The sequence below is a fragment of the Massilia sp. S19_KUP03_FR1 genome, from assembly GCF_036688685.1.
Lineage (GTDB): Bacteria > Pseudomonadota > Gammaproteobacteria > Burkholderiales > Burkholderiaceae_D > JALYUM01.
In genome coordinates this window covers 245,220-267,381 of the sequence record NZ_JAQQPS010000005.1, presented here as the reverse complement: position 1 = coordinate 267,381, position 22,162 = coordinate 245,220, and the positions used below count along the sequence as shown (strand labels likewise).

Sequence of the window (22,162 nt, the reverse complement as noted above, 5' to 3'; positions counted from 1 at the left end):
GCCGTTCGTACTGTTGCCCATCATAGCATCCATAATCTACTGCAACAGTTATTAAAAAGCACTTTTCTCTAGACCAACAGTAATTAAATTACTTGCAGCAACAATACTGAACTGAAAGAAAAATTTCTTGACAGAGCTCGAAGAATGGTCGCCGGAGGGAATTCCCGACACGGGCACAAGCTGTCTCAGGAGACGCTTGCGCCAGACCTGGACAGGAACGCTTTGTGAAACAGATGGCGCGCCAGCAGCAGCGGCGGCATGCGCAGCCAGTTGCCGCGGACGTACAGCGCAGCACGCGCCACGCCCGTGAGTGCATCGTTACAGCTGGCATGGGCGGGCTGCAGCGCGCGCAGGAACAAGCCATCCATCAACATCATCAAGCCGCGGCGGGGCGCCGCGGGTGCCAGCGCGGCGATCGCGGCGGCCGGCACGGGCGTATCGAGCAGGCGGGCACTGTAGCGCAAGGCGTACAGCAGGGGCCGCGCCAGTTCCAGCTCGAAAGCGCGCGCCGGCAAGCCGTCCCAGAAGCCGGGCGTGGCGCCGAACTGCGTCAGCAGGCGGTGCAAATCGAACAGGTCGCGCAGGCCGTTGTCGAACTCGCCGTCATAAAACAGGTGCACCGCGCTGTGCAGGACCATATCAAACGGCGCCAGCGTCTGCACCCCGGGCATGCCCGGCACATTGACGGCGGCGGCGCGCAGGCGGGCCGGGTCCGGGCGCACGCGCGCCGTTTCCGGCAAGATTGCATGGTGAACATCGATCACACTTTGGCGTCGCGTGTGTTGCATAGGTGGAATTTCGTGCATCCATTCGCGGTAGTAGCGCTGGTCGTAGGCATCGTGTTCGGCGCCGCTCCAGCCGTGCATCATCAATGCCGCCTCGACTTCGCCGATGCGTGCTTTTGGCACCAGGATGTCGACATCGCTGAACAAACGCCCCCGCGCTGGCGCCAAACCGGCAGCACGGTAGGCGGCGCCCTTGAGCAGCAGCAGCGGCGTATGCAGGCCAGCGAGCGCGGCATGGATGCGCTCGACCTCGAAATCGACCGCCATGGCGTGGCGCTGCAGCATGACGCGAGTCCATTCCAGGTGCGGCAGCACGGGTGCGGGAAGGCTGCTGGCAAGACCGGCGTCATCGAACAAACAGACCAGGCACGCCATCAACTTCGCCCGCGCCGCCTGGCGCAGCATCAGATCCCATTGCGCCAGGGTCAGGTCGAGCGCCGAGGCCGGATCGCGCAGGGTCCGCAGCAGCAGCGACGGCGTCATCGGGGCGCCACGCGCAGGGCATCGAAGAATGCGATGGCCTCGTCGAGCTTGCTATACGTAAAGTCGAAACTGGTGCACGTTTCGATGACCTTGCCCAGCGCATGAAACCCGCGTTCGCCCGTGAGACTGTAGTTGAAGGCATTTTCTGCCACCCGCATGAAGGCGCGCGCCGGCGCGATCGGGCTGACCGTCACGTCGGCATCGGCCTGATATTTGGGGAACACGACCCAAGCGGCGCGCGCGGTCTCGGCGGCGCGCGCAACGCTCGCGTCGGGCGCCTTCAGGTGCGCGACCGTGCCCTTGGCGGTGTCCATGGCCGAGCGGGTGAAGGCGGCGGCCGGCGCGTATGCCTTCATGATGGGAATCGAGGCGTTTTTCAGGCTGACCGGACGGGGCAGCGGCGTCAACTGCTGGTCGTCCAGGCCGATCAAGGTCAGCTCGTCGCTGAGCAGGCGCCAGCCGCGGCTGACCAGCGCCGCACACAGCGTGCTTTTGCCCGATCCCGGCGGCGCTGGCAAGATCACCGCATGGCCGTTCTTTTCGACCACGGCGGCGTGGATGATGAGGTAGCCATGCGCCTGGCTTGAGACGCAATAGTTGAGCATCCATTCGAGCATCGGAAAGGCGTGATTGACCGGCAGCGGCTCGAACGGCGACAGGCCGTCGTGGTCGAACCGCACCTGCGGATGGAACCAGCGTCGCAAGCCGCCCGGCCGGCGCAGTTGCAGGTGAAAATCTGCGAAGCCGCTGTCATCGACCGGGTAGGCGCCATACATCTGGGCGACCCCGTCGATGAGATAGGAAATATTGCTGCGGATGCAACTCGTGAAAGGCCCGGTGCGCAGAAACAGGCCGTTTCCGGCCAGGCGCGCCACCAGGTCGCGGTGGCTGAGGTCAGCGACGGTCAGCACCGCTCGACCAGGTACAAACGCGCCAGGCTGATGAGCATGGCGTGGAGCGTGTCGGGGAGCGCTGCGCGGTCGTCCGCAAGAAGATCGCTACCGAGTGCCTGGCAAAGCGCGGCAATGCTGGCGGGCGCATGGCGCAGCTGTGCGAGCAAGGACAGGGTGTCGCCGTCGAGCAAGTGCGTGTCGCCGGAGAGATTATTGTAGACCACAAATTCATCTTGCCAGCCCCGGTGTGCCAACTGTTGCCCCGGGGTCAAGCGCCAAAGGTCCGGCACGTTTTAATCCATCGTGCCGGACAAGTAGAAAACAATGTCGGACGCATCCCATTTCACACCGGCCGTCGGCACGTAATAACCGCTCCAATGGTATTCTCTCCACATGTTCCGCACATCAGCGATGGTCATGAAGCTGGTTTTTTTGGACAACACATTCAGATACATGGCCATCAGATACATGCCCACGGCGTGCGAGTCGAACCACTGCGGCTTCAGGCTGTCCATGCACGTCCTGGTGGCATACAGTTGCCCGGACGTGGTCCTTTTGCAGTCGAAAATCTCGCCGAACTTAGTTGTCGAATGGCAGCCGTTTGGCCAGCTGTGGTTGCTGCGCCAATAAGCAGGGCCTTTGCCATTGCAGACCGGCGCCACGGCGTGCGAGGCCTTGGTCATGGTTTTTGAATACGAGTGGAAGCCGGACGGCGCCATGCAAATATCGCAGGCCATGCCAGGCTGGCTGGTCAGCGTCAGCAGAACCCCGGTCGCGCCAGCGCCCGCGCGCGCGAACCGGCGCCGCGAAGCACCGCGTTGACCCAGCGCAATGGCGTCCAGGCTGGCAAGCGCTTGCTGCGGCGCGTCCGGTTGCTGGTCAAGATCATTCGGTTGATTATCAATAGCCACAATGTGGTTTCCTAAAAGTGTGCGATGGTGCAAAACCTGCCTAACATGCAATTAAATTTCCTGATGACATGTAAGCGAATTTCGTGCCAGATCGACCACCGTGCTTGCGTACTGTTAATAATCAACAGCTTAGCCGGGTCAAGCAGGCAATTTTTATTGTCTACTGGAAATATAACATCGCACTGTAAAATTCTTCGACAGCGCCGAGGTCGTATTTTTAATTAAAAGAAGCTTTCGGGAATGATCAGAATATCACCGGGCAAAACCGGTACGTTCGCACTGATGTCCCCTTCACGAATCAGGTCGTTCAGACGCACGTTGTACGTTTGTTGCTTGCCATTGACGGTGCGAATCAAATTGGCGCGATTGCCCGAGGCGAACTCGGTCACGCCACCCACGGCAATCATGACGTCCATCATCGACATGTCGCGTCGATACGATAACGACTGCGGACGGGCGGCAGCGCCAATCACACGAATTTGCTCGCTGAACTGACCGACGAAGCCGGTCACCACAACCGTCACGACCGGCTGCTGAATGAATTTTGCCAAGGCAACTTCGATATCGCGTGCCAGCTGGGTAGAGGTTTTACCGGCCGCCGGCAAATCTTCGACCAGCGGTGTGGTGATCTTGCCATCCGGGCGCACAGGCACTGACATCGACACTTCCGGGTTGCGCCAGACGATGATATTGATATTGTCGCCAGGACCGACGAGGTAATCGTTGGCTGGCGCTACCACCGCCGAGCTGGCCATAGGATGTTTGGTCGCGCAGCCGCTCAACACCAGTGCCGACGCGGCAACGCAGGCCCAGAGTACCGGCTTCATCCATGTTTTATTCATCATTTTCACTACCGATCCCCTTGCCGCACATTAAAAGTTGTTATTCAGCCATTGATTTAACTACCATTTTATACCATAGCTGCAGTGCAAAATCGCACGGTATAAGAATCTTTCGCTCACTTCATTTTTGTTGCAATAATGCTTCGACATACCGGGCCGGGACGGCATACGTGATCCCGCTCGGCGCCGTGATCGCCGTCTCCTTCAAGCCTTTGACGAACACCATATTGATGACGCCGAGCACCGCGCCGGTGTCGATGTCATACACCGGGCTGCCGCTGTTGCCCGGGTAAGCGGTGCCATCAAGCTGGAAAATCTTGAACGCATCGCGCTGCAAGGCCACGATGGCACGCGCATCGAGCTTGCCGGAACTGATCGAGGGCATGACGATGGGCGTAATTGCAGACAATGTTGCACGATGAGTAACGTGGTGCAAACCCAACACCATTCCAAGCGGAAAGCCCGTGAATGCAAGATCGTGCCCCTCGGCGACATTCATGGAGTCACCCAGCTTCAGGGCCGGCAAAGGCGGGCCGTCGATCAGGCGCAGGTGGGCCAGGTCGTGCACGGCGTCGCGGCCGGCAAGGCGGGCCGGCCGGAACACCACACCCTCCCCCTGCGCGACCACGATGCCCAACTGTTCAATATTGACGCCGTCCGGCAATTCTGCGACCACGTGCGAATTCGTGATCACACTCATGCCATCGCCTGCAACCCAGCCGGTGCCGACAAACCGGATCGGCGGGCTGCGTGTCTTCTGGTAACTGCCCACCCCGACGATCGACGGCTTGACGGCGGCGATGGTTTTTTCCAGCGGTGAAGCGTGCGCACCCTGGCCGAGTGGTATGCTGCAAAGCAACAAAAGCGCAGCGAGGGCGCGTGTGGCGCATGCCCGACTGGCATTCGAATGATGTCGAAAATGAATCAACTGTACGCCCGTGTGAGGTAAGAAAGACATTAGAATGTAGCGTTTTGCATAAGGCAACACTAGAATAGGCCTGTTTTATGCTCTGGCACAGCCAGTCAAATCGTGATCCGTGTTATTCGCCATGCAGATTCTGCAACAGCCCGTGCCTTCTCCGCTAGTACGCACAACAATAAACGCCGCCGGGCAGGCAAACGAGTGGGTAAATTTGTTGCAAATCGGCACAACCTGTTGTAAAAACAATACTTTCCGCAGTTCCTGTCTGGGCTTTTCCAACGCGCAATTGCAATTGCTCAAGGTAAAAGGGATGATGCTGTTGGTTGTATTGATTTTTTTTGATTTTCCTTCTTTTACGAGACAGACGCGATGGCAGAAATAACGGCCCTAATCCTTAGCTTCCTCAAGGCAATCGGCAAGTATCGTTGGCATGCGGTGGTGATCGCGTGGGTCGTCGCGCTGGTCGGCTGGACCGTGGTGTATAAATTGCCGAATCAATATGAAGCGTCGGCACGCGTCTACGTCGATACTCAGAGCATCCTGAAGCCATTGCTGTCGGGCATGACTACCCTGCCGAACCTGGACCAGCAAGTCATGTTCATGCGCCGTACCCTGATCAGCCGTCCCAACGTGGAAAAGCTGATGCGTATGGTCGACCTGGACGTGAAGGCCAAGGACACTAAAGAACACGAGAAGATGGTCGACGAGCTGATGGCCGCGATCAAGATCGGCGGTACAGAGCGCGACGACATCTATACGATCTCGTACACCGCCGTGAACCCGAAGCTGGGCAAGGATGTCGTGGCGACGCTGCTGCAAATGTTCGTTGAAGGCAGCTTCGGCGGCAAGAAGCAGGATTCCGACAAGGCCGTGCAATTCATCGATGACCAGATCAAGAATTACGAAGAAAAGCTGTCGTCCGCTGAAAATCGCCTGAAGGAATTCAAGCTGAAAAACATGGGCGTGCTACCGAGTGGCACCGGTGACTACAGCGGCAAGGTCCAGGACGCCAGCGACCAGCTGAACCAGGCTAAACTACAGCTGGCCGAAGCCGAGCAATCGCGCAACGCCCTGCGCGCCCAGATCAACGGCGACACCAAGACGCCGTCAGGCCAGCCGATCGTCGGCTTCGTCGATCCGGAAGTGGAAGCGCGCATTGCCGCCACCCAAAAAACGCTGGATGCGCTGCGCATGCAATACACCGAAGTGCACCCGGATATCGTATCCAACAAGCGCCTGCTCGAGCAGTTGATCGCCCGTAAGGCCGACGATGCAAAGAACAAGAAGCGCAGTGCCGATCCAGGCGCCAGCTACAGCCCGATGTTGCAGCAGATGAGCGTGTCGCTGTCGACGGCTGAAGCGCAGGTCGCCGCATTGCGCGCCCGGGTCAGCGAATACACGCAGCGCTACAACCGCCTGAAAACGCAGAGTATCGAAAGTCCGGAAATCGAAGCCCAGTTCGCCCAGCTGAACCGCGACTATGCGATCAACCGCGACAACTACACCAAACTGGTCGAGCGCCGCGAGTCGGCCAAGCTGTCCGGCGAACTGTCGTCGGCAACCGACATGCTGACCTTCCGCGTCATCGATCCACCGACCGCGCCGATGATTCCATCGGGCCCGAACCGGGTGCGCCTGTTCTCGATGGTGTTCGGAGGCGCCCTGTTGTCCGGCCTGGCAGCCGCTTTCCTGATGAGCCAGTTCCGCCCGACCTTCCTCAGCCAGGCAGCGCTGCGCGAGGTCACCGGGATCCCGATCCTGGGCGCCATCGGCATGAACTGGACGCCGGAACAGACCATTCGCCGGCGCCGGCGCCTGTACGCGCTGGGCGCGTCGGTGCTGGCCTTGTTCGGCATGTACGGCGCGGTCATGGCCGCGATCATCGTTCGGCCAGCGCTGTAAGCGCAAGGAGATCCTGTGAGCATCATCGAAAAAGCGGCAGCACGCCGCAACGACCCGCAACGCACGCCGGACACCGACGTGCCGCATCCCGACATGATCGTCGAAGCGATGGCACGCAGCGCCGCCACAAAGGCCGAGCAATCGCTGGCGGAGGCCGTCGGACCGGGCGCGCCCGCGCTGCCCGCCATGACGCAAGCGGAAATGGTACAGGCTGCCATGGCGCAATCGCAGGGCTTGAAAACCGCGCCCCTTGTCGCGCCGGTGGCAGCACCTGCAGTTGCAGGACCGGTGACGACGGCCCCCGTCAAAGCGCCGGCCAGCGGCAATAGCGCCGCCCGCTCGACCACCCGCAAGGTCGACCTCGACCTGGCCCGCATGCGCGACCTCGGCATGGTGACCGCCGCTGGCGGTCGCACGGCCCTGGTGGAAGATTTCCGCGTCATCAAGCGCCCGCTGATCAAGCGCGCCTTTGCCGAACGGGCACCGGGCGACCTGCCCGGCAACCTGATCATGGTGACCAGCTCGCTGCCAGGCGAAGGCAAGACTTACTGCGCCATCAACCTGGCCATGAGCATTGCCATGGAGCTGGACCATACCGTGCTGCTGGTCGACGCCGACGTGGCGCGCCCGTCCGTGCTGCGCACGCTCGGACTGCCGGCCCAGCGCGGCCTGATGGATATTTTGGTCGATGAAACGCTCGATTTGTCCGACGTGATGCTGCGCACCAATGTACCGACCCTGGCGATCCTGCCAGCCGGCACCAGCACCCCGCGCGCGACCGAATTGCTGGCCAGCGCTGCGATGACCAACCTGGTGATGGAAATTGCCCTGCGCTATCCGGACCGGATCGTCATTTTCGATTCGCCGCCGCTGCTGCTGACCAGTGAAGCGCGCGTGCTGGCCACCCACATGGGCCAGATCGCCGTCGTGGTAGAAGCGGAAACGACCACCCAGCACGCGGTCAAGGAATCGCTCAGCCAGCTGGAAGGCTGCGCCAACGTCAACCTCATCTACAACAAGACGCGTGAATTCCCTGGCATCGAAGAAAGTTATGACTATCACTATGGCTAAACGCGTGCGCGCCCCGGCGGCGCTGATGGCGCTGTTGCTGGTGCCCGCAGCGCATGCCGAAGTGAGATTTACCCCCGCTATTTCCGGCTCCGAGACGTATAGCGACAACGTGTCGCAACAGACCGCAGAGCTGGCGCAAAGCGCCTTCATTAGCGAAGTGACGCCGGCGTTTTCGGTCTACTCGAAGGGGCCGCGCCTGAAGCTGTCAGCCAGTTACCAGCTGCATCTGTACTCGTACAGCAACAAGGTCGACAACACCAATAACGCCTCCAGCCAATACCAGCTGAACATGCAGGCCAAGCTGATTGACCAGTTGCTCGACCTGGACGCCAACGCATCGCGCCAGCAGTCCAGCCGGTCCGCCTTCGGGCCACAGGGCAATGACAGCCAGTATTCCAGCAGCAACCGCACGAATATCAACACCTACAGCATCTCGCCGACGCTGCGCCACCGCTTCGGCGCCACCGCCGACGCTTATGTGCGTTATACGCGCAACCGGGTCGACGGCGACCGGGTACTGGGCACGACCAATGGCGACAACATCGTTGCCAGCATCACCAGCGGGCGTAATTTCAGCACCATCGGGTGGGGCCTGAGCGCGAACCAGGATACCTTTACCGATGGGCGCTTCGGCACCTCGGAAAGCCAGAATGTGGAAGCGAACCTGCGCTATCGGCTCAGCCACTCGCTCAGCCTGACCGCCACCGGCGGCTACGACAAATACGATTACTCGGCCCAAGGCGGCAACACCACCCAGGGCGCCAGCTATACCGGCGGCTTCATCTGGACGCCGTCGTCGCGCACGCGACTGCAAATGTCGTACGGGCGCCGTTATTACGGCAACACCGGCAGCATGACCTTCAACTTCCGCGGGCACCGCAGTGCGTTCAACGCCAGCTATAGTGACAATGTCACCACCAGCCGCCAGCAATTCCTGTCCAGCGGGGCACTCAGCACCGCGGACCTGCTCGACGCCATGCTGACCGCCTCGATCCCGGATCCGATCGAGCGCCAAAAAGCGATTGCCGCGTATATCGCCGCAACCGGGGTGAATCCGAACATCACGAACAACACCAATTATCTGAGCAATGTGTTCCAGCGCCAGAAATCGCTCCAGCTGGGGTACTCGCTGGAAGGCGCGCACGGCACCGGCACAGTGTCCGTTTTCAAGAACCGCCGTGCCGCCCTATCGACCCAGACGGCCGACAGTGACCTGCTGGGCCAGAACCTGGCCACCCTGAACAACAATCTCGATTCCACCGGGGCTTCGGCGAGCTACACGCGCCGGCTGACGCAGGCCACCCAGGCCATCGCATCGCTCAATTACCAGCGCAGCAAAACGCTCGGCGCCGACCTGACCACGAACAGCCAGAACCTGCGCCTGGGCCTGACGCATGCCTTCGATTCCAAGCTGCGCGGCACGGCAGAACTGCGCCACAACCGCGGCAGTTATTACAATACCGGCAATTCCGGGTTCCGTGAAAACGCCATATCGGCCACCATTTCCAAGCAGTTCTAGACGGAGTTCAGTCCAGATGTATGAATCATATTACGGGCTGAGCGGCAAGCCCTTCCAGCTCCGCCCCGACCCCCATTTCTTCTTTGGCAGCAAGGGCCACAAGCGCGCCATGGCCTACCTCGAGTACGGCCTGTCGCAAGGTGAAGGTTTTATTGTCGTCACCGGCGAAGTCGGCGCGGGTAAAACCACGCTGGTGCGCAATCTGTTTAACCATTTGCCGTCCGAACAGATCGTCGCTGCCCATATCGTCAACACCCACCTCGATCCGGACGACACGCTGCGCATGGTCGTGGCCGGTTTTGGTTTGCCGTACGAAGGCGCAAGTAAAACCGATCTGCTGACCCGCCTCGAACAATTTTTGCGTATCTGCGACCAGCAGAACAAGCGCGCGCTGCTGGTCATCGACGAAGCCCAGAACCTGAACCCGAAAACGGTCGAGGAATTGCGCATGCTGTCGAACTTCCAGACCGACGACAAATCGCTGCTGCAAACCTTTTTGCTGGGCCAGCCGGAATTTCGCACCACGCTGCACAGCCCCGGCATGCAGCAGTTGCGCCAGCGCGTCATCGCCAGCTATCACCTGGGTCCGATGGATGCGACGGAAACCCGTGCCTACGTCGAGCACCGCCTGGCCACCGTCGGCTGGAAGGGCGACCCCAGTTTTGATGACGGCGCCTACGCGGCCATCTTCGCCCATACCGGCGGCATCCCGCGCAAGACCAACACCCTGTGCGACCGCCTGCTGCTGATGGGCTACCTGGAAGAGCTGCACAATTTTACGGCACAGCACGTCAATGAAGTCATCGCCGACATCGCCGACGAATTCAAGCTGCCCGAAAGCGGTCCCGGCAGCGCGGACGATGCCGACATCAGCGCCAATCTGGGTGCGCTGCAGTCGCTCGACCAGCGCGCGCTGGACAACGCACAAACGGAACGCCGCGTGAGCGCCGAAATTCTGGATGAGCGTATGATGCGGCTGGAAAAATCGATCGTCTCGGTACTGTCGATTCTGAAGAAAATCGTCGCCACGCCTGGCGGCATGCCCGCTGCGGGGACGCAGGCAACCAACCACACCACGGACCAGCCCGAATGATGATGCAAACTCCCGCAGCCCGGCCGGCGCCAGCCCCGGGCGAGCGACTACGCAACGCCATGACCTGCGACGTGGAAGATTATTTCCAGGTGTCCGCCTTCGCGCCCTTCATCGACCGCGCCAGCTGGCCCGAGCGGGAATGCCGGGTGGAAGCGAACATCGATCGCGTACTGGGCGTATTTTCAAGCGGCAATGTGAAAGCCACGTTTTTCACGCTGGGCTGGATCGCCGAGCGCTATCCTGAGATGGTCAAACGCATCGTCGCCGAGGGCCACGAGCTGGCCAGCCACGGCTACGGCCACCTGCGCGCGTCGGACCAGACGCGCGCCGAATTCGACCAGGACATTCGCTCCAGTAAAGCGATGCTGGAAGATTTGGGTGGCCAGGCCGTGGTCGGTTACCGTGCCCCAAGTTTTTCGATCGGCGCAGACAATCTGTGGGCGCTGGAAGCCTTGGCCGAAGCCGGCTACCGTTACAGCTCGAGCATCTATCCGATTCAGCACGACCATTACGGCATGCCGAGCGCGCCCCGTTTCGCGTTCTACCCGAACGGCCCGGACGGTTTGCTGGAAGTGCCGATCACGACTGCCATGTTGATGGGCAAAAAGCTGCCGGCCGGCGGCGGCGGCTACTTCCGCCTGCTGCCGTACGCGATCTCGAAATGGATGATGGAAAAGGTCAACCGCGAAGACCGCGAGCCGACCCTGTTCTACTTCCACCCATGGGAACTCGATCCGGGCCAGCCGCGGCCGGCAGGCCTGAGCGCCAAGTCGCGGTTCCGCCACTACATCAATATCGACCGCATGGAAAACCGCCTGGCGGCCTTGACCCGCGATTTCGCGTGGGACCGCATGGACCGCATTTTCCTCAAATAACATGACCTCGATGACCGAAGCGCTTCAGGCTACACCCGTACCCGCCGCCAGCGGCCCGCAGACCCTACACCTGATGCAGCCGCAGGACCGCGCCCGCTGGGACGCCTTTGTGCGCGCCACACCAGCCGCCAACTTTTTCCACCTGTCCGGCTGGCAAAACGTGATCGAACGCGCGTTCGGCAATAAAACCTGGTTTTATTACACGCAGCAGGATGGCCAGATCACCGGCGTGCTGCCATTGTCGCAAGTCAAAAGCAAATTGTTTGGCAACGCACTCGGCGCGATGCCCTTTTGCGTCTACGGCGGGCCGGTCGCGACCAACGATGCCGCATTGTTGCTGCTCGATGGCGCTGCCGACGCGCTGGCAAAGCAACTGGGCGTGGGCCATCTGGAATACCGCGGCATGGAGCGGTTTCACCCGGACGACGCCAGCTGGACCACCAAGGAGCTGTACGTCACCTTCCGCAAGGCGATCTCGGCCGACGACGAAGAAAATTTGAACGCCATCCCGCGCAAGCAGCGCGCAATGGTGCGGAAGGGCATCAAGCTCGGCCTGCGCGGCGAAGTCGACAACAATGTCGAGCGCCTGTTCGCGGCCTACGCCGACAGCGTGCATCGACTCGGCACGCCCGTGTTCCCGAAAAAATATTTCGCCCTGCTGCAGCAGGCATTCGGCGCGGAATGCGAAGTACGCACCATTGTCACCGAAGACGGCCGCCTGGTCGGCTCCGTGATGAGTTTTTACTGGCGCGATGAAGTCGTCCCGTACTACGGCGGCGGCACGGCGCTGGCGCGCGAAGTGGCCGGCAACGATTTCATGTACTGGAATTTGATGCAGGCCGCCGCCGCCAAGGGTTGCCGCCTGTTCGACTTCGGCCGCAGCAAGCTCGGCACCGGCGCCTACGATTTCAAGAAGAACTGGGGTTTTGTCGCGCAGCCGCTGCCTTACGAGTACAAGCTGTATGCGTCGCCTGCGCTGCCGGACAACAATCCATTGAATCCCAAGTACGCGCTGTTCATCAAGGTGTGGAAAAAACTGCCGCTGCCGGTCGCTAACTTCATCGGGCCGTACATCGTCCGCAACCTGGGCTGATGCGCGTGGAAGACCTGCTGCTGCTGATCCACCGGATTCCGTATCCGCCCAACAAGGGCGACAAGATCCGCTCGTATCACCTGCTGAAACACCTGGCGCAATCGTACCGGGTGCACCTGGCCACCTTCGTCGACGATCCGGATGACTGGCAGCACGTGGCGCGCGTCGAAGCGCTGTGCGCCAGCAGCCATTTTGCGAAATTGCATCCGCTGCGCGCGCGCGTGCGCAGCCTGGGCGCGCTGTTCGGCAACCGTTCGCTGTCGCTCGATTATTATCGCGACGCGTCCACCAAACAGTGGGTCGACCAGGCCGTCCAGAAGCACAAGATTGCGCGCGTGCTGGTGTTCTCGTCGGCCATGGCGCAGTATGCGGACGCGTATCCCGGCATGCGCCGCGTGGTCGATTTCTGCGATGTCGATTCGGACAAATGGCGCCAGTACGCCGAGCAGAAATCGTGGCCGATGAATATGTTGTATCGCCATGAAGCCAAACAATTGCTGGCCTACGAGCGGCGCGTGGCGCGCGACTACGATGCGGCACTGTTCGTTTCGCAGCCGGAAGCGGACCTGTTCCGCCAGCTGGCGCCGGAGAGCGTAGACCGTATCGGCCATTTTAATAATGGCGTCGATACCGAGTATTTTTCGCCGCTGCCCCCGTCAAACAGCCCGTACCAGCCAGGTGAACAGGCGGTGGTGTTCACCGGCGCCATGGATTACTGGCCGAATGTCGACGCCGTGCAATGGTTTGCCAACGATATTTTCCCGCAGCTGCGCGCGCGCTTTCCAGCCCTGCATTTTTATATCGTCGGCGCCCGGCCGAGCGCGCCCGTCACGGCGCTCGGCAGCCTGCCCGGCGTGACGGTCACCGGCACCGTTCCCGATGTGCGCCCCTACATCCTGCATGCCGACGTGGCGGTGGCACCCTTGCGCATCGCGCGCGGCATCCAGAACAAGGTGCTCGAAGCAATGGCCATGGCCAGCCGGGTGGTGGTCTCGCCGCAGGCGCTGGAAGGCATCGATGCCACGCCTGGAACCGAACTGATCCTGGCCGATGGCGCGCCGGCCTTTGTCGCAGCCGTCGCTGAACTGCTGGAAACCCGCAATGCCACGATAGGCCCCGCCGCACGGCGCCGGGTCGAAACCCAATACAGCTGGCCCAGCAACCTGGCCTGCATCGGAGAGCAGCTCGAATGTTCATGAACGACACTGCGGGCACGCCCGTTCCCCAAGTTGCCAGCCGGCCCGTACCGACGCCCACCATCTTGCTGATCGCGCTGGCGTTGCTGGCGCCCTTTGTGCTGTATTTCGGCACGATCGCGTCAATCATCAGCATCTGGGACAGCTCCGAAACGTTTGCCCACGGCTATGTCATCCTGCCGATCAGTTTGTGGCTGATCTGGCGCCGCCGCGCCAACTTCAGCGCCCTGCCGCCGACGCCGTACTGGCCGGCGCTGCTGCTGCTGGCCCTGCTGGGCATGGGCTGGCTGGCCGCCCACATCGGCGAAGTGCAAGTGATCAAGCAGTACATGTTCGTCGCCATGATTCCGGTGATCGCCCTGGCCGTATTCGGCCGGCGCCTGGCCGCATCGCTGGCGTTCCCGCTGCTATTTTTACTGTTTGCGGTGCCGTTCGGCGAAATTTTTGTCGGCCCGCTGATCGAACACACCGCCAATTTCACCGTCGCTGCCGTGCGCGCCGTTGGCATTCCGGTACTGCGCAACGGCACCCGCTTTGAACTGCCCACCGGCAGCTGGTCGGTCGTCGAAGCGTGCAGCGGCGTGCGCTACCTGATTTCGTCAATTACGCTTGGCAGCCTGTACGCCTATCTGACCTTCCGTTCCACCAAACGGCGCCTGATGTTCGTCGCGCTGTCGATTGTCGTGCCGGTCGTCGCCAACTGGCTGCGCGCGTTCATGATCGTCATGATCGGCCACCTGTCCGGCATGGAACTGGCCACCGGGGTCGACCACCTGGTCTACGGCTGGCTGTTCTTCGGCCTGGTGATGTTCATCATGTTCTGGATCGGCAGTTTCTGGCGCGAGGATGAAGCGCCGACGCCGGCCCCCGTGGCTGCGGCGCCCGTATCGCAAGTGACTGGCCGCATGGCGCCGCTGGTCGCCGCCGTGCTGGTGACGGCGGCGCTGTGGCCGGCCTTCGCGTTCTACAACGCGCGCGCCAATCTGAACCCGCGTCCCGTGCAACTGGCAGCGCCAGCCATCAGGCTGGGCGCGGCGCCGGCGTTTGCCGCCTGGAACCCGGCCTACCGCGGTCCTGCCGCGCAGTACAGCGGTGTATTCCAGCAGGACGCCACGCCGGTGTCGCTGCACCTGCTGTACTACCGCAACCAGGCACCTTTCCGCACCCTGATCAGTTCGGTCAATACCTTGGCCGGCCCGAAAGACCCTTGGCACGAAATCGGCAACGCTGGCGTGACAGCCGAGCTTGATGGCCGTCCCCTGGCGCTGCGCGAAACGCGCATGTCCGGCCCGAACGGCGCCCACATGCTGGTGTGGCAGTGGATGGCCATCGATGGCCAGACTACGGCCAGCAATATCAAAGGCAAATTGATGCAGGCGCGCGCCAAGTTGCTGTTCCGCGGCGACGATGGCGCAGCCATCCTGCTGGCGGCGCCGTACGAGGCCGACCCGGCTACGGCACGGGCGGCATTGCGCGCCTTCACGGCAGGCCAGGGCAAGGCGATCGATGCGGCACTGGCTGCCACCCGGGCTAAGTGAAGCCGAATCACGCTTTACCGCTGGTCATGCACCTGACCTACGCACTCGACGTGGGCGGGCTGGAAACGCTGCTGGTCGACTGCATCAACAAGATGCCGGCCGACCAGTATCGCCACGTGGTCGTCTGCCTGACGCGCTCTTCAAAATTTGCCGAGCGCATCACCCAACCGGGCGTCGAGGTGTATGCGCTGAACAAGGCGCCCGGTCTCGGCCTGGGTACCCACGTCGCCTTCTGGAAGCTGGCGCGTCAACTCCGTCCGACCATCCTGCACACCTACAACCTGGCTGCGATGGAATATGCCTTCACCGCAGCGACCGCCGGTGTGCCGGTACGCGTGCACGCAGAACACGGGCGCGATACCAGCGATCCGCAGGGTCTCAATCCGAAACATAATTTCCTGCGCCGGCGCCTGGCGCCCTTCATCGATTGCTACGTGCCGGTGTCGGAAGATTTGCACCAGTGGCTCGGCCAGGTGGTGAAAATTGGCGCCGCAAAAACGCTGTTTATCAAGAATGGCGTGGATACCGACAAATACCAGCCGGGTGCACGCGGTGCGGGTGCGCCGTGGGGCGCGCAGCACTTCGTCATCGGCACGGTGGCGCGCATTTCCGACATCAAGAACCAGCGCGGCCTGGTCGACGCCTTTATTCTCCTGCGCCAGATGCTGCCCGAACAGGCGCCGCACTTGCGCCTGTCGATCATCGGCGACGGCCCGCTACTGCCCGCCTTGCGTGCGCAGGTAACGGCCGCCGGCCTGCAGGATGTCGTCTGGCTGCCCGGTGCGCGCAGCGACGTGGCGCAACTGGTGCCGGAATTTTCCGTGTTTGCCTTGCCTTCGCTGGCCGAAGGCACGCCCGTGTCCCTGTTGGAGGCGATGGCGTGCGCGCTGCCGGTGGTGGCGTCAAACGTCGGCGGCATCCCGGAAGTGGTCACCGAACAGGTGGAAGGCAGCCTGGTGCCGCCGCAAGATACCGAGGCGCTGGCCCAGGCGCTCGCGCAATACGTGCGATCGCCGGCGCTGGCCGGGCAACACGGGCGGGCTGGGCGGGCCCGGGTCGTGCAACAATATAGTATGGCGGCAATGTTGACTGCTTATACAGCCTTGTACGCGCGCCTGTGCCGGCAAAAGCGCGTCGCTCCTCGATAACGTCTCTTTGGAACTGATACCAGCATGTGCGGAATAGTCGGAATATTTGATACCCTGGGCCAGCGCGAGATCGACCGCGCGCTCCTGTCGCGCATGAACGAAACGCAAACCCACCGCGGCCCGGACGAAGCCGAGCTGTACACGGAAACGGCGCTCGGCATGGGCCACCGGCGATTATCGGTGATCGATATCGCCACCGGCCAGCAGCCGCTGTTCAATGCCGACCGCAGCCTGGTGATCGTCTTCAACGGCGAGATCTACAATTACCGCGAGCTGATGGCCGAGCTGAAAGCGCTGGGCTACATCTTCAAAACGAAATCCGATACCGAAGTGGTGCTGGTGGCGTATCAAGCCTGGGGCGCCGGCTGCCTGCAGCGCCTGCGCGGCATGTTCGCCTTCGGCATCTGGGACCGCGCGCAGCAGACCATGTTTCTGGCGCGCGACCATGTCGGCGTGAAGCCGATGTTTTATTCGCTGCTGCCAAATGGCCTGTTCGTGTTCGGCTCCGAACTGAAATCGATCATGACGCACCCGGAACTGTCGCGCGAACTGAACCTGCCGGCGGTCGAGGATTATTTCGCCTACGGCTACGTGCCGGAACCGAAAACGATTTTTTATAACGCCTATAAACTGGCGCCTGGTTATTCGATCACGCTGAAAGTGGGCGACAAAACCGTCAACCCGGTGCGCTACTGGGATGTGCCGTTCAACATCCAGCCGCAAAAGGATATGCGGGCAGTGGAAGAAGAGCTCATCGTGCGCATGCGCGATGCCGTCAAAAGCCAGATGGTGGCCGAAGTGCCGCTCGGCGCGTTCTTGTCCGGCGGGGTCGATTCGAGTGCCGTCGTGGCGATGATGGCGCAGGAAGAAGCCCACGTCAAAACCTGCTCAATTTCGTTCGACGACCCGGACTACGATGAATCGGTGTTTGCCAACCAGGTGGCAAAACGCTACGAGACGACCCACTTCGCCCAGACGGTCAGCACAGACGACCATGGCCTTGTCGACACGCTGGCGCGCCTGTACGACGAACCGTTTGCCGACAGCTCCGCCATCCCGACCTACCGCGTCTGCCAGCTGGCGCGCAAGCACGTGACGGTGGCACTGTCCGGCGACGGCGGCGACGAAAATTTCGGCGGCTACCGCCGCTACCGCTACGCGATGGCCGAAGACAGCGTGCGTTCGCGCCTGCCAGCCGGCCTGCGCAAAAGCGTGTTCGGCACGCTCGGCGCGATCTACCCGAAAGCCGACTGGGCGCCGCGCATGTTCCGCGCCAAGACGACCTTCGAAGCGCTGGCGCGCGACCTGACCGACGGCTACTTCCACGGCGTGTCGATCATGAACGACCGCGTGCGAGACCAGTTATTTTCCGACGGTTTCCGCACCAGGCTGCAGGGTTATCGCGCCATTGAGGTCATGCGCGGCCACGCGGCCAATTCGCCGACCGACGATCCGCTGGCGCTGATCCAGTACCTCGATTTCAAGACCTGGCTGCCGGGTGACATTCTCACCAAGGTCGATCGCGCCGCGATGGCCCATTCACTGGAAGTACGGGTGCCGCTGCTGGATCACCAGTTCGTCGAATGGGCGTCGAGCCTGCCGTCGGACCTGAAACTGCATGGCGGCGAAGGCAAGTACATCCTGAAAAAGGCGCTGGAGCCGTACCTGCCGGAAGACATCATGTACCGGCCAAAAAAAGGTTTTTCGATTCCGGTGGCGGCCTGGTTCCGCGGGCCATTGCGCGCGCAGGTCCGGGCGGCAGTATTGAGTCCGCTGCTGCTCGACACCGGGATTTTCAATCCGGCGTATTTGCGCCATATGGTCGACCAGCATGAGTCGGGGGCGAACGATTACAGCGCGTCGCTGTGGTCGGTGATGATGTTCGAGGCGTTTTTGCGCGTCAGCGTGGAACACTGACAATACTAACTAGACTAGAACCTGCCTGCCGGTTGAAGTCGCTGTTGCCTCCTTTACGAAACGGACACTTTATGACCCGAAAATATATATCGGCCACTGTGACTGGATTCGTCAATCACTGCATTGCCGTTTAACAAATTACAAACGATAACCATGCATCACTTAAATCCTCTGTTCGCTGTCGCACTTTTAATACTTACTATTGGCTGCGTTCGCGCGACCTTTATCTGGGCGAAGAGCGGTGAACAGCCTGGGCGCTTCAGTACAATCGATGGCTTGCGCGGGTACTTGGCGTTTTTTGTTTTCCTTCATCATGCAGCAATCTGGTTTACATACAGCCGCACCGGTGAATGGACGGTACCAGATTCTCATCTTTACACGCACTTGGGTGAATCCAGCGTAGCGCTTTTTTTTATGATCACAAGCTTTCTATTTTATGACAAGCTTCTGGATAGCAAGTCGAAACTTTTCGAATGGAGATCTTTTTTCATATCGCGTTTTTTTCGGCTTACTCCGCTGTATTTTGTTGTGATGATTTTTCTTTTTTTGATTGTCGCCATATTATCAGATGGCACTCTGATCGATACACCACGATATATTTTCTTCTGCGCGGTTCGTTGGTTACTTTTCACAGTTCCAGGTAGTCCTGCTATCAATCATATAGATACCGCTCGTATCGTTGCTGGTGTAACTTGGTCCCTACCTTACGAGTGGTGCTTTTACCTGGTTTTGCCCTTGATAGCTTTGACCACTGGTCAGCGCCCTCATTGGGTAATGCTGGCGGTCGCCGGCATCGGGCTTGCAATGGCATGGCTAACCGCCATGCGACCACAATTTGCCTTTATTTTTTTGGGTGGAATGATTGCTGCGCGGCTAGTGCGCAACGAGAACTTTCTCCGATTTGCAAAATCTCCAGTGGCTTCGATAATCGTACTAGCCTGCTTTTCCACGGTATTGATGTTCCCTACAGCGTATGATTTTTTTCCGTCTCTCATTCTTACGCTTGCGTTTAGTCTGATCGCCGGTGGCGCCGATCTATTCGGCTCGCTAAATGCCTCCACCTCTCGCAGATTAGGCGAGCTAGCCTACAGCATCTATTTGACTCATGGAATTTTATTGTTTTCAATGGCAAACTTTGTAATAGGCAAGGGTAAAATTTCTTCGCTATCCAGCACGACATATTGGATGTACGTCGCCGTACTGGTTCCATGCCTACTGACGCTATCCGCAGTAACATTTCATATCATTGAAAAACCAGGGATTAAGATGGGTAAAAAATTAGGCAAGCGCTGGCCAGCGAAACGCATACTTCGCGTACCCTTTTTATCATCAAAAACCCGAGAATAATATCGTCGCGTCAAGCTTGGCGCAAATAAAAACCCAGCCAAATTAGCTGGGTTTATTTGCTTCAAACCGAAGGAAGAGACGTCACTTGAAGTGGCTATGGTACCAGTGCGCAAACCGCGCCAGTCCCGTCGCCAGTGAGGTCTGCGGCGCGAAGTCGACCCACCCCTGCAGCTTGCGCGTGTCCGCGTGCGTGGCCGGCACATCGCCCGGCTGCATCGGCAAGAACTCTTTCTCCGCCTTGACCCCAAGGGCGTTTTCCAGCGTCTCGATAAAGTACAGCACGGACACCGGCTGGTCGTTGCCGATGTTGTACACCGCATGCGGCACGCCGCCCTCGTCGCTCGGCTTGAACAGCAAGCGCACCACGCCTTCGACGATGTCATCGATATAGGTAAAATCGCGCGTCAACTTGCCCTCGGCGAACACCTGGATCGGCGCGCCTTGCAGCAGCTTCTGCGTAAAACTGAAGTAGGCCATGTCCGGCCGGCCCCAGGGACCGTACACGGTAAAGAAACGCAGCCCGGTGGCCGGTACTTTGTACAGCTGACTATACGAATACGCCATCAGCTCGTTCGATTTTTTCGTGGCGGCGTACAGCGACACCGGGGTATCGGTGATGTCGTCTTCGCTGAACGGCACCTTGGCGTTGGCGCCGTACACGCTGCTGCTACTGGCATACAACAGGTGTTCGATCTTGCCCTGGCGGCAGGCTTCGAGGATATTGCCGAAAGCGACCAGATTCGACTGAATGTACGCTTGCGGATTGATCAGCGAGTAACGCACCCCGGCCTGCGCCGCCAGGTGTACCACTAGCGTCGGTTTTACCCGCGCGAACAGGGCCTCGACCTGCGCCGTATCGGCCAGTTCGACGACATCGCACACCACGCCGGCGGGTACCAGCAAGGCCGCGACGCGGTCGTGCTTGAGCTGCGGGTCGTAGTAGTCGTTAAAATTATCGCAACCGAACACCTGGTGGCCCATCGCCGCCAGGCGCGCCGACACGTAACTGCCAATAAAGCCTGCCGCGCCCGTGACGAGGATGCGGTGCGTCCCAGCGATCATCAAACCGCTTTCCGGCTGACGCGGCCGATGCCCTCGTAGGACAGGCCGGCCGCGGCAACTTCAGCCGGATCGTAGATATTGCGGCCATCAAACACGGCTTTGTCGCGCAGGCTCACGGCCAGCGCGGCAAAATCGGGTGCGCGGAATTCTTTCCACTCGGTGACCAGCACCAGCACGTCCGCATTGTCGGTGGCGGCACTGGCGGAGGCAACGATGGTGAGTTGCGCAGCGCATATCTCAATGCCGTGTTCCTGTTGCAGAAGGTGCAGCGCTTCCTTGCTGGCGACCGGGTCGTAAGCCCGCACAGTGCAGCCGGCCTTGAACAGTTCGCGGATCAGCACCAGGCTCGGCGCTTCGCGCATGTCATCGGTGTTCGGCTTGAACGACATGCCCCACAGTGCAACCGTCTTGCCAGCCAGGTTCTCGACGCCGCCGTAATGGCGCACCAGCTTGTTGAACAGCACGTTTTTTTGCGCTTCGTTGACGCGCTCGGTGGCATCCAGGATGTGCATCGACTGTTGATGGTCGCCCGCGGTTTTCACGAGTGCCTTGACGTCTTTCGGGAAGCACGAACCACCATAACCCATGCCGGCGTACAGGAACTGCGAGCCGATCCGGGGATCGAGGCCCATTCCCAGGCGCACCGCTTCAATGTCGGCGTCCAGCAGTTCGGCCAGGTTCGCCAGTTCGTTCATGAAACTGATACGGGTGGCCAGCATCGAATTAGCGGCGTATTTCGTCAGTTCGGCGCTGCGCACGTCCATTTCGACCAGTTTTTCATGGTTGCGGCTGAACGGCGCGTATAACTGGCGCATCAACTTGGTAGCGCGCGGGTCGTTGCTGCCGACCACGATGCGGTCAGGGCGCATGAAGTCGTCGATCGCTGCGCCTTCTTTCAGGAATTCAGGGTTGCTGACAACGGCAAACGACACCTTGCTGCCGCGTTTGTCGAGTTCGCCCTGGATGGCGGCACGGACCTTGTCGGCGGTGCCGACCGGTACCGTCGACTTGTCGACCACGACCAGCGGACGCTCCATGCGCTGACCGATCGAGCGTGCCGCAGCCAGGATGTGGGTCAGATCGGCGCTGCCGTCTTCGTCAGGCGGGGTGCCGACGGCCAGGAAGACCAGGTCCGCGTGGGCGATCGCTTCGTCGTAGCTGGTGGAGAACAGCAGGCGGCCGGCACTCGCGTTGCGCGCTACCAGCTGGTCCAGGCCAGGCTCGTGAATCGGGATCACGCCGTTTTTCAGCATCGCGATTTTGTCTTCATTGACGTCCAGACAAAGGACGGCATTGCCGACATCCGCGAAGCAAGCGCCGGAAACGAGGCCGACGTAGCCGGTACCAATGATAGAAATCTTCATAATGTATATAGGGGAATTGTCAGCACGGCAGGGAACAGGCGCGACCGCGGTGCAGAGGGCTTGGGAGGCCGCCCTGGCGCTGTCGCCGGGTAGTGGAAATGTCTAAAGTAAACTTGAATTATAGTATCATGATTGATAAGTATTCATACGCTAGCCCGCCAATTGTGCTGCCCTTTGGCAAAATTTATTCCTTTTTGGCGA

At 60.5% G+C, this 22,162-nt stretch carries 20 protein-coding genes; 12 read left to right on the top strand and 8 right to left on the bottom strand.

All coding sequences use genetic code 11. From position 1 onward, the window contains the following. Positions 1–185: 185 nt before the first annotated feature. The 6 genes from V6M87_RS07755 to V6M87_RS07730 form a co-directional block, all read right to left on the bottom strand. Entirely contained in the window at positions 186–1,268 is a 1,083-nt protein-coding gene (locus V6M87_RS07755; protein WP_332876022.1) for a nucleotidyltransferase domain-containing protein, read from the bottom strand. Continuing rightward, positions 1,265–2,179, bottom strand: a complete 915-nt coding sequence (locus V6M87_RS07750) for an HprK-related kinase A (protein WP_332876021.1) — start codon at positions 2,177–2,179, stop codon at positions 1,265–1,267. Before V6M87_RS07750 ends, V6M87_RS07755 begins: the two co-directional genes overlap by 4 nt. Next, positions 2,173–2,451, bottom strand: a complete 279-nt coding sequence (locus V6M87_RS07745) for an HPr-rel-A system PqqD family peptide chaperone (RefSeq protein WP_332876020.1) — start codon at positions 2,449–2,451, stop codon at positions 2,173–2,175. The genes V6M87_RS07750 and V6M87_RS07745 overlap by 7 nt, the downstream gene beginning before the upstream one ends. Positions 2,452–2,454: 3 nt before the next feature. Continuing rightward, positions 2,455–3,123 (bottom strand): hypothetical protein, encoded by a 669-nt coding sequence (locus V6M87_RS07740; RefSeq protein ID WP_332876019.1) that lies wholly within the window; start codon positions 3,121–3,123, stop codon positions 2,455–2,457. A 170-nt stretch (positions 3,124–3,293) separates the two neighbouring features. Next, a complete protein-coding gene (locus tag V6M87_RS07735; protein ID WP_442920563.1) occupies positions 3,294–3,914 on the bottom strand; it encodes an XrtA/PEP-CTERM system exopolysaccharide export protein in 621 nt (206 codons plus the stop codon). Between the two features lie 121 nt (positions 3,915–4,035). Continuing rightward, the gene (locus V6M87_RS07730; protein ID WP_332876018.1) at positions 4,036–4,773 is read right to left on the bottom strand and encodes a S1 family peptidase; all 738 of its coding nucleotides are present in this window, start codon (positions 4,771–4,773) and stop codon (positions 4,036–4,038) included. Positions 4,774–4,963: 190 nt separating this feature from the next. On the opposite strand from V6M87_RS07730, the gene V6M87_RS07725 reads away from it, so the two are divergent. The 12 genes from V6M87_RS07725 (at position 4,964) to V6M87_RS07670 (ending at position 19,535) form a co-directional block, all read left to right on the top strand. Then, complete coding sequence (locus V6M87_RS07725; protein ID WP_332876017.1) at positions 4,964–5,218, top strand: hypothetical protein; 255 nt, start codon at positions 4,964–4,966, stop codon at positions 5,216–5,218. After that, complete coding sequence (locus V6M87_RS07720) at positions 5,206–6,738, top strand: XrtA system polysaccharide chain length determinant (RefSeq protein ID WP_332876016.1); 1,533 nt, start codon at positions 5,206–5,208, stop codon at positions 6,736–6,738. The genes V6M87_RS07725 and V6M87_RS07720 overlap by 13 nt, the downstream gene beginning before the upstream one ends. Before the next feature lie 15 nt (positions 6,739–6,753). Next, positions 6,754–7,809, top strand: a complete 1,056-nt coding sequence (locus tag V6M87_RS07715; protein ID WP_332876015.1) for an XrtA-associated tyrosine autokinase — start codon at positions 6,754–6,756, stop codon at positions 7,807–7,809. Beyond that, the gene (locus V6M87_RS07710) at positions 7,790–9,328 is read left to right on the top strand and encodes a TIGR03016 family PEP-CTERM system-associated outer membrane protein (protein ID WP_332876014.1); all 1,539 of its coding nucleotides are present in this window, start codon (positions 7,790–7,792) and stop codon (positions 9,326–9,328) included. The genes V6M87_RS07715 and V6M87_RS07710 overlap by 20 nt, the downstream gene beginning before the upstream one ends. A gap of 16 nt (positions 9,329–9,344) precedes the next feature. After that, positions 9,345–10,421 carry an XrtA/PEP-CTERM system-associated ATPase gene (locus V6M87_RS07705; RefSeq protein ID WP_332876013.1) on the top strand — a complete coding sequence of 359 codons (1,077 nt, stop codon included), beginning with the start codon at positions 9,345–9,347 and terminating at the stop codon, positions 10,419–10,421. Beyond that, the gene (locus V6M87_RS07700; protein ID WP_332876012.1) at positions 10,418–11,296 is read left to right on the top strand and encodes an XrtA system polysaccharide deacetylase; all 879 of its coding nucleotides are present in this window, start codon (positions 10,418–10,420) and stop codon (positions 11,294–11,296) included. Before V6M87_RS07705 ends, V6M87_RS07700 begins: the two co-directional genes overlap by 4 nt. 1 nt (position 11,297) lies before the next feature. Further along, the gene (locus V6M87_RS07695; protein WP_332876011.1) at positions 11,298–12,389 is read left to right on the top strand and encodes a FemAB family XrtA/PEP-CTERM system-associated protein; all 1,092 of its coding nucleotides are present in this window, start codon (positions 11,298–11,300) and stop codon (positions 12,387–12,389) included. Between the two features lie 5 nt (positions 12,390–12,394). Next, a complete protein-coding gene (locus V6M87_RS07690; RefSeq protein ID WP_332876074.1) occupies positions 12,395–13,588 on the top strand; it encodes a TIGR03087 family PEP-CTERM/XrtA system glycosyltransferase in 1,194 nt (397 codons plus the stop codon). Further along, on the top strand, positions 13,585–15,123 hold the full coding sequence (xrtA, locus tag V6M87_RS07685; RefSeq protein ID WP_332876010.1) for an exosortase A: 1,539 nt from the start codon (positions 13,585–13,587) through the stop codon (positions 15,121–15,123). The genes V6M87_RS07690 and xrtA overlap by 4 nt, the downstream gene beginning before the upstream one ends. Next, on the top strand, positions 15,120–16,271 hold the full coding sequence (locus tag V6M87_RS07680; RefSeq protein WP_332876009.1) for a TIGR03088 family PEP-CTERM/XrtA system glycosyltransferase: 1,152 nt from the start codon (positions 15,120–15,122) through the stop codon (positions 16,269–16,271). The genes xrtA and V6M87_RS07680 overlap by 4 nt, the downstream gene beginning before the upstream one ends. A 24-nt stretch (positions 16,272–16,295) precedes the next feature. Continuing rightward, positions 16,296–18,188 carry an XrtA/PEP-CTERM system amidotransferase gene (locus V6M87_RS07675; protein WP_332876008.1) on the top strand — a complete coding sequence of 631 codons (1,893 nt, stop codon included), beginning with the start codon at positions 16,296–16,298 and terminating at the stop codon, positions 18,186–18,188. Positions 18,189–18,341: 153 nt separating this feature from the next. Beyond that, complete coding sequence (locus tag V6M87_RS07670) at positions 18,342–19,535, top strand: acyltransferase family protein (protein ID WP_332876007.1); 1,194 nt, start codon at positions 18,342–18,344, stop codon at positions 19,533–19,535. Between the two features lie 81 nt (positions 19,536–19,616). Here the strand turns inward: V6M87_RS07670 and V6M87_RS07665 are convergent, their stop codons facing one another. Further along, a complete protein-coding gene (locus tag V6M87_RS07665; protein ID WP_332876006.1) occupies positions 19,617–20,597 on the bottom strand; it encodes an NAD-dependent epimerase/dehydratase family protein in 981 nt (326 codons plus the stop codon). Next, on the bottom strand, positions 20,597–21,961 hold the full coding sequence (locus V6M87_RS07660) for a UDP-glucose dehydrogenase family protein (protein ID WP_332876005.1): 1,365 nt from the start codon (positions 21,959–21,961) through the stop codon (positions 20,597–20,599). Before V6M87_RS07660 ends, V6M87_RS07665 begins: the two co-directional genes overlap by 1 nt. Positions 21,962–22,162 lie beyond the last annotated feature (201 nt).